The organism is Deinococcus sp. (assembly GCF_030523985.1).
Taxonomy (GTDB): Bacteria; Deinococcota; Deinococci; order Deinococcales; family Deinococcaceae; genus Deinococcus.
In genome coordinates, this window is record NZ_JAUNHK010000125.1 from 1 (window position 1) to 6545 (window position 6545).

The window sequence follows — 6545 nt, forward strand, 5'->3', positions numbered from 1 at the left end:
CTGCGGCATTTCTCGCTGGTGCAGGGCAACCACCCCGAGAACAAGGACCAGAACACGGTGCAGTGGTGGCTCTCCGACCAGCCGCTGGACGCCGAGGGAGGCGGCGGTTACCTGAAATACCAGCGCCCCAGCCTCAACGCCTTTCTCGCCGCCCGCGCTGCTTACCGTCAGGGTGAGGACAGAAGCTGGGCCTTCACGCTGGCGCTGTTTCGCCTGCACCATGAGGACGGGCGTGAGCTCGACGAAGCCGCCTTTCAAGACGCTGCGGGGCAAGCCGAGCTGAACCTCGAACAGTGGCAGAAAGACCGCCAGGACGAGGAAGCCCTGCGGCACGAGCTGCGCGAAGACCTGGAGGCATCGGCGGCGCTCGGCGTATTCGGTACGCCCACCTTTGTCCTGAGCAGCGGCGACGCGGCCTATTTCAAGTTCGAGGGGCTGACCCGCGACCCCCACGCCGCGCAGAACCTCTGGGGCCTGTTGACCGGAACCCTGCGCAGCGAGGCGCAGGTGGCGACCATCCGGCGTCCGGTGGCGAAGAAGAGCTGAGCGGGCGCCACAGCAAGCGGAGGAGTTGACGTTTTCATAGTCAACCCCTCCGTTTCCTCAGTGCCTGGGTTACTCGCCCTTCCAGACCCGTCCGGCAGGCTGCTGCTGGGTCAGGCAGTGGAACGAGCCGCCCCCCTCGATAATCTTGCGGCTCGGCACGCCGATGACCTCGCGCCCCGGAAACAGCGGGCGCAGCACGTCCAGCGCCTTCTTGTCGTTGGGGTCGCCGTACTGCGGCACGACCACGAACCCGTTGCCGATATAGAAGTTGGCGTAGGTGGGTGGCAGACGCCCTTCTGCCCCCTCCAGACGATTGGCGGGCAGCGGCAGTTCGACAATCTGGTAGAACTCGCCGCCGGGCGTCCTCATCTCGCGCAGTTTTTCGAGGTTGCCCTGCATGGTGGCATGGTTGGCATCACTGGGGTCGGCCTCCACGCTGGTCACGATGACGTTTTCAGCGGCGAAGCGGGTAATGGTGTCGATGTGCCCGTCGGTGTGGTCGTTTTCCAGGCCACCGTCGAGCCACAGCAGTTTTTTTACGCCCAGCATGTCCGACAGCAAGAAGGTGTAGCCCTCCTCGGTCAGCCCCGGATTGCGCGTCTCGGTCAGGAAGCAGGAGCGGGTGGTCAGTCCCGCGCCGCCCCCGGCGATTTCCAGGCCGCCGCCTTCCAGCACTTCGGGGCGGTCCCAGTGGGCCATGCCCAGGAACTGCGCCACATATTCGGGAATCCGGTCGTCGTTTTCCCACTCGAACTTGCCGCCCCAGGCGTTGAATTTCCAGTTGACCAGCGCAACTTCAGGGTCTTTGTCGCCCCGTGTGACGAACAGCGGGCCAGAGTCGCGCAGCCAGGAGTCGTCCAGCGGTACGCGGTGGTAGCGCACGTTGGCGTCCCCCAGCCGGGCGCGGGCGTCGCGTTCGCTTTCTTCGTCGCGCACCAGCAGTTCGACCCGCTCGAACCGGGCAATCGTCCGAACCAGATGCGCGTACTCGTCACGCACGCCGCCGAGGTGCCCGAACCACAGTTCATCGTCGGCGGGGTAGCCCATCCAGGTCGCCTCGTGCGGTGCCCATTCGGGCGGCATGGCAAAGCCCAGGTCGCGGGGGGTGGGGTCTTCGGGCGTGAAGTGCTTCATGGGGGCATGTTAGCGGGCGAACGGGGTCAACGCTTTTTACCTTCTCATCGCCCAAGCTCGAAGGTCACCTGGGGAGCAGCGCCAGCCTCCCGGCGGCTGACCCGGCTGAGGCTCAGGGGTCCGGCAGGCGTGGCCTCTGCCTGACCCGGCCAGTTGACCTGCACCAACCGAAAGTGAAAGCCTTGCCTGACCAGCACCGTTGCCCGCATGCCCCCGCTCATCAGGCAAAAGGCGCGAGGAGGGCAGCGCTCATCCTGCACGCGCAGCAGCGTGAGGGTGCCCCGCTCCGTTTTCGCCGTCTGCCAGAGCGACAGCGTGACTGAAGAGGCGGACGCCAGCGAAAAGACACCGCAGAAAAGCAGGGCGAGCAGACGGTTCATGCTGCATCTACGCGCCCCGGCTTTCTGCGGTTCCTGAAACGAAAAAAGCCCCCACCCCACACGGGGGCAGAGGCGTTAACCCGAGCGCGTCGGCTCAGGAGCAGGTGCTTAGTGTTCCCAGCCGAAGACAGCCTTGTCGTCCACGGCCAGAGGCTCGTTGCCGGCCTTGATGTTGGCGGCGAGCGTCTTGGTTTCGGTGAACAGTTTGGCGAAGTAGAACTTGGCGGTCTGGGTCTTGGCGAGGTAGAAGCCGTCCTTGTCTTCGCCGGCTTCGATCTTGTCGTGGGCGATCTTTGCCATACGGGCCCAGAGGTAGCCGTACACGACGTGACCGAAGAAGCGCAGGTAATCCACGGCAGCGGCGTTCACTTCGTCGGGGCCTTCCGCACCACTCATGGCCTTCTGGCCGACGACCATGGTGATGGAGCCGAGTTGCTGGGCGGCTTTGCCGAGCTGGTTGACGTAGTCGCCGATGTGCTCGTCGCCTTCGTTGGCCTCGACAAATTCTTGGAGGGTTTCGGCCAGCTTCTGGAGCTTCTTGCCGCCGTCCATCAGGACCTTGCGGCCCAGCAGGTCGAGCGCCTGGATGCCGTTGGTGCCTTCGTAGATCTGGCCGATGCGGGCGTCACGGACGAACTGCTCCATGCCCCATTCCTGGATGTAGCCGTGACCGCCGAAGACCTGCTGGCTCTGCACGGCGACGTTAAAGCCGTTGTCGGTCATGAAGGCCTTGGCGATGGGGGTCAGCAGGGCCACCAGGTCGCCCGCTTCCTTGCGCTTGGCTTCGTCGGGGTGGTGGTGCTCGGTGTCGAGCGAGAGGGCCAGCCACATCGCCAGCGCACGTCCGGCTTCGCTGTAGGCCTTGCCGGTCAGCAGCATGCGGCGCACGTCGGGGTGGGCGATGATGGGGTCGGCTTCCTCGCTGCTCACGCGGGGTTCCTTGCGCATCTGCAGGCGGTCCTTGGCGTAGGCGAGCGCGTTCTGGTAGGCGACTTCACCAAGGCCCAGACCTTGCAGACCGGTGCCCAGACGGGCGGCGTTCATCATGATGAACATGTGGTTCATGCCCTTGTTGATTTCGCCGACCAGCCAGCCCTTGGCGCCGTCGAAGTTCAGCACGGCGGTGGCGTTGCCGTGGATGCCCATCTTGTGCTCGATGCTGCCGCAGACCACGCCGTTACGTTCGCCGGGCTTGCCGTCGGCGGTGGGGATGAACTTGGGCACCAGGAACAGCGAAATGCCCTTGGTTCCGGCGGGGCTGCCTTCCAGGCGGGCCAGCACGAGGTGCACGATGTTCTCGGTCAGGTCGTGTTCGCCCGCCGAGATGAAGATTTTGGTGCCCGTGATGGCGTAGGTGCCGTCGCCGTTGTCGGTTGCCTTGGTGCGGATGATGCCGAGGTCGGTGCCCGCGTGCGGCTCGGTGAGGCACATGGTACCGCTCCAGGTTCCGTCCACGATTTTGGGCAGGTAGAGGTTCTTCAGTTCATCGCTGCCCACGGCGTGCAGGGCGCTGTACGCACCGTGCGAGAGGCCGGGGTACATGCCCCACGCCACGTTCGCGCTGTTGACCATTTCGGTAATGGCGAGGCTCAGCGCACGGGGCATACCCTGCCCGCCGTAAGCGGGGTCGGCGTCCAGGGCGGTCCAGCCAGCGGCGCGGTACTTGTCGTAGGCAGCCTTGAAGCCGGTGGGGGCTTTCACGTTGCCGTGCTCGTCGCGCACGCAGCCTTCCTTGTCACCGACCTGGTTGAGTGGCTGCACTTCGGTTTCCATGAAGCGGGCGGCCTCGTCGAGCACCTGAGACAGCAGGTCGAAGTCGGCGGTTTCATTCTCCTGGTAGAAGGGCAGGGCCGCCAGCTGCTGGTCAGCGGCGAGCAGTTCCTTCAGCAAGAACTTCATATCACGGGTGGGGGCTTTGTAGCTGGGCATAGTTGACTCCTCCGTAAAAGGCCGACTCCTTTCCATAGCCTGCTCTACAGGCTGGGGAGTCTCCAGGGTGTAAGTTGAACCGAGTATAAAACTTCCTGGCCCCAATGTCACCTGTTCGTAACTTTACCTCAGGCACGTCCGTTTGCGGGTGGGTGAGCTGAATTTTTTCGGTTATGCTGACCCACAGACATGAATTATCCGAGTCTGGTCTGGCACCTCAAGCGAACTGAACTGTTCGCCGACCTTGAGCTGGCCGAACTGGAACGTGTGGCTGCGACGACCCCCTACCGCTTCTACCAACCCGGCGAAGTGATTTACCGGATGGACGACCCTGCCGACGCGCTCTATTTCGTGCGGAGCGGCCTGGTCAAGATTAGTAAGCTCTTTCCGAACGGCAAAGAAGCGATTTTGGGGGTGGTCGGCCAGCACGACACGTTCGGCGAGCTGCTGCTGCAACCCGAGGAACGCCGCCCCACCCAGGCCGAAGCACTGGAGCGCACCACCCTGATTGTGCTGCCGCGCCAGGAGCTGCAAAAACTGCTCAACACCAAGCCCGACCTCGCCATGAAACTCATTCGCCTGATGGCGGCGCGGCTGTTCGAGGCGCAAACCTGGACAGCGACGGTCAGCGCCTACAGCGCCCCCGAGCGTGTCGCCAGCCTGCTTTACCGCCTGGCCCGCGAATTTGGGCGGCCCCACTCGCAGGGTGTAGAACTCAACCTGAAACTCAATCAGGAAGACATCGCCCGCATGGTCGGCGCGACCCGTGAAACGGTCAGCCACAGTCTCAGCCGCCTCAAAAAAGACGGCTCTATCGTGCGTGCCCGCTCGCCCATCATCGTGCGAATGGACGCCCTCAAGCAGTTCATCGAACAGGAAAACTGAGGGGCGCGGCGTCCCGGCAGCCACGCGCCGACTATCCTGGGCGGCATGACCGAATTTCCCGAACTGACCCCCGCCCAGCGCACCGAAGTCGAGCTGCTGGCGCGGGGCCGGGCCGACAAAAGCCGTACCCTGCGCGAAGCGGGACTGCCGGAAACGCCGGAAAGTGCCCATGCCTACCTGCTCAAGCTGGGCGTCTGGGACGAAGCCCGTACACCTTACGCCGACCGGTTGCGGGCCGCGCTGCATGGCGTGGACTTGCCCGTGCCCGATTTCGACCCGGCCGAGGAACGCCTCGACCTGACCCACCTGCCGACCTTCGCCATTGACGATGAAGGCAACCAGGACCCTGACGACGCGGTGGGCGTAGAAGACCTGGGCGGCGGCTTGACGCGGCTGTGGGTGCATGTGGCGGACGTGGCGGCGCTGGTGGCCCCCGACAGCCCGCTTGACCTCGAAGCCCGCGCACGGGGGGCCACCCTGTATTTGCCCGACCAGACCATCGGCATGTTGCCCGACGAACTGGTGCAGAAGGCCGGGCTGGGCCTGCACGAGATTTCGCCCGCGCTATCGCTGTATCTCGACCTCGACGCGGATGGCAACGCCGAGGCCATAGACGTGGTGCTGACGCGGGTCCGGGTGCAGCGGCTGGCCTACCAAGAAGCGCAGCGGCGACTCGAAGCGGGCGAGGAACCCTTCGTCACGCTGGCGCGACTGGCGCGGGCCAGCCGTCGGCTGCGCGAGGCGGAAGGGGCGCTGTCCATCGACCTGCCCGAAGTGCGCGTCAAGGCCGACGAAACGGGTGCTCAAGTCTTCCCGCTGCCCAAGCCCGAGATGCGGACGGTGGTGCAGGAGTGCATGACGCTGGCAGGCTGGGGGGCGGCCATTTTTGCCGACGACAACGAGTTGCCCTTGCCCTTTGCCACCCAGGATTACCCGACCCGCGAGGTGCGCGGCGACACCCTGAGCGCGATGTGGGCGCGGCGCAAGACGCTGGCCCGCACCCGCTTTCAGCCGTCGCCGGGGCCGCATCACGGTATGGGTCTCGACCTGTACGCCCAGGTGACCAGCCCCATGCGCCGTTACCTCGATCTGGTGGTGCATCAGCAGTTGCGGGCGTTCTTAGCCGAGCGTGAACCCATGTCCAGCAAAGTGATGGCCTCGCATATCGCAGAGTCACAGCTCAATGCCGACGCCACCCGCCAGGCCGAGCGCCTCAGCCGCCGTCACCACACCCTGCGCTTCATTGCCGCGCAGCCCGACCGCCTCTGGGACGCCGTGGTGGTAGACCGCCGGGGGCCGCAAGCCACGCTGCTGATTCCCGACCTCGCTTTCGACGTGCCGCTCAGCACGCCCGCCGCGCCCGGCACGGAACTCAAGGTTCAATTCGTGGACGTGAATCTGCCACAGCTGACTGCACGCGCCCGAACGACCGGATAAACTTCGAGGCAAATGACATAGGGTCATTCGGCTCCAAGCTAAAAAACTGCGTAGTGGTGGGCAGAAATCTGGTTCACCTTTCATTCGACGTCAAGTTTTTGTGTTTAGACTGCCTGCATGACTGTCACGACTGCCCCGTGCGACATCGTGTCTCTTCGGCTGTCCCATTGCCGCGCCGAACATGCCGCCCAGCAGGGGCAGTTTCATGTGGCCGTGCTGCACTACCGCACCTGC

At 64.6% G+C, this 6545-nt stretch carries 6 protein-coding genes; 3 read left to right on the forward strand and 3 right to left on the reverse strand.

Annotation, left to right across the window (positions count from 1 at the left end; all coding sequences use genetic code 11):
• Window positions 1-546, forward strand: a 546-nt coding sequence (locus Q4C89_RS13260) for a DsbA family protein (RefSeq protein WP_303103099.1), incomplete at its 5' end; no start/stop codon positions are given.
• Between the two features lie 69 nt (window positions 547-615).
• Here Q4C89_RS13260 and Q4C89_RS13265 read toward each other — a convergent pair.
• The 3 genes from Q4C89_RS13265 to Q4C89_RS13275 form a co-directional block, all read right to left on the reverse strand.
• On the reverse strand, window positions 616-1680 hold the full coding sequence (locus Q4C89_RS13265) for an agmatine deiminase family protein (RefSeq protein WP_303103100.1): 1065 nt from the start codon (window positions 1678-1680) through the stop codon (window positions 616-618).
• Between the two features lie 44 nt (window positions 1681-1724).
• Window positions 1725-2060, reverse strand: coding sequence for a hypothetical protein (locus tag Q4C89_RS13270; RefSeq protein ID WP_303103101.1), 336 nt, complete (start codon window positions 2058-2060; stop codon window positions 1725-1727).
• A gap of 108 nt (window positions 2061-2168) precedes the next feature.
• Window positions 2169-3989 (reverse strand): acyl-CoA dehydrogenase C-terminal domain-containing protein, encoded by a 1821-nt coding sequence (locus Q4C89_RS13275; protein ID WP_303103102.1) that lies wholly within the window; start codon window positions 3987-3989, stop codon window positions 2169-2171.
• A gap of 189 nt (window positions 3990-4178) precedes the next feature.
• Between Q4C89_RS13275 and Q4C89_RS13280 the strand changes: the two genes are divergently transcribed.
• Together Q4C89_RS13280 and Q4C89_RS13285 are read left to right on the forward strand one after the other, a co-directional pair.
• Entirely contained in the window at window positions 4179-4874 is a 696-nt protein-coding gene (locus tag Q4C89_RS13280) for a Crp/Fnr family transcriptional regulator (protein ID WP_303103103.1), read from the forward strand.
• 45 nt (window positions 4875-4919) lie between these two features.
• Window positions 4920-6311, forward strand: a complete 1392-nt coding sequence (locus Q4C89_RS13285) for an RNB domain-containing ribonuclease (RefSeq protein ID WP_303103104.1) — start codon at window positions 4920-4922, stop codon at window positions 6309-6311.
• Window positions 6312-6545: the final 234 nt, after the last annotated feature.

Excerpts from the sequence above, each read along its gene's own strand:
- Q4C89_RS13265 (WP_303103100.1), bottom strand. The coding sequence starts at position 1,680 with ATGAAGCACTTCACGCCCGAAGACCCCACCCCCCGCGACCTGGGCTTT.
- Q4C89_RS13270 (WP_303103101.1), bottom strand. The coding sequence starts at position 2,060 with ATGAACCGTCTGCTCGCCCTGCTTTTCTGCGGTGTCTTTTCGCTGGCG.
- Q4C89_RS13275 (WP_303103102.1), bottom strand. The coding sequence starts at position 3,989 with ATGCCCAGCTACAAAGCCCCCACCCGTGATATGAAGTTCTTGCTGAAG.
- Q4C89_RS13280 (WP_303103103.1), top strand. The coding sequence starts at position 4,179 with ATGAATTATCCGAGTCTGGTCTGGCACCTCAAGCGAACTGAACTGTTC.
- Q4C89_RS13285 (WP_303103104.1), top strand. The coding sequence starts at position 4,920 with ATGACCGAATTTCCCGAACTGACCCCCGCCCAGCGCACCGAAGTCGAG.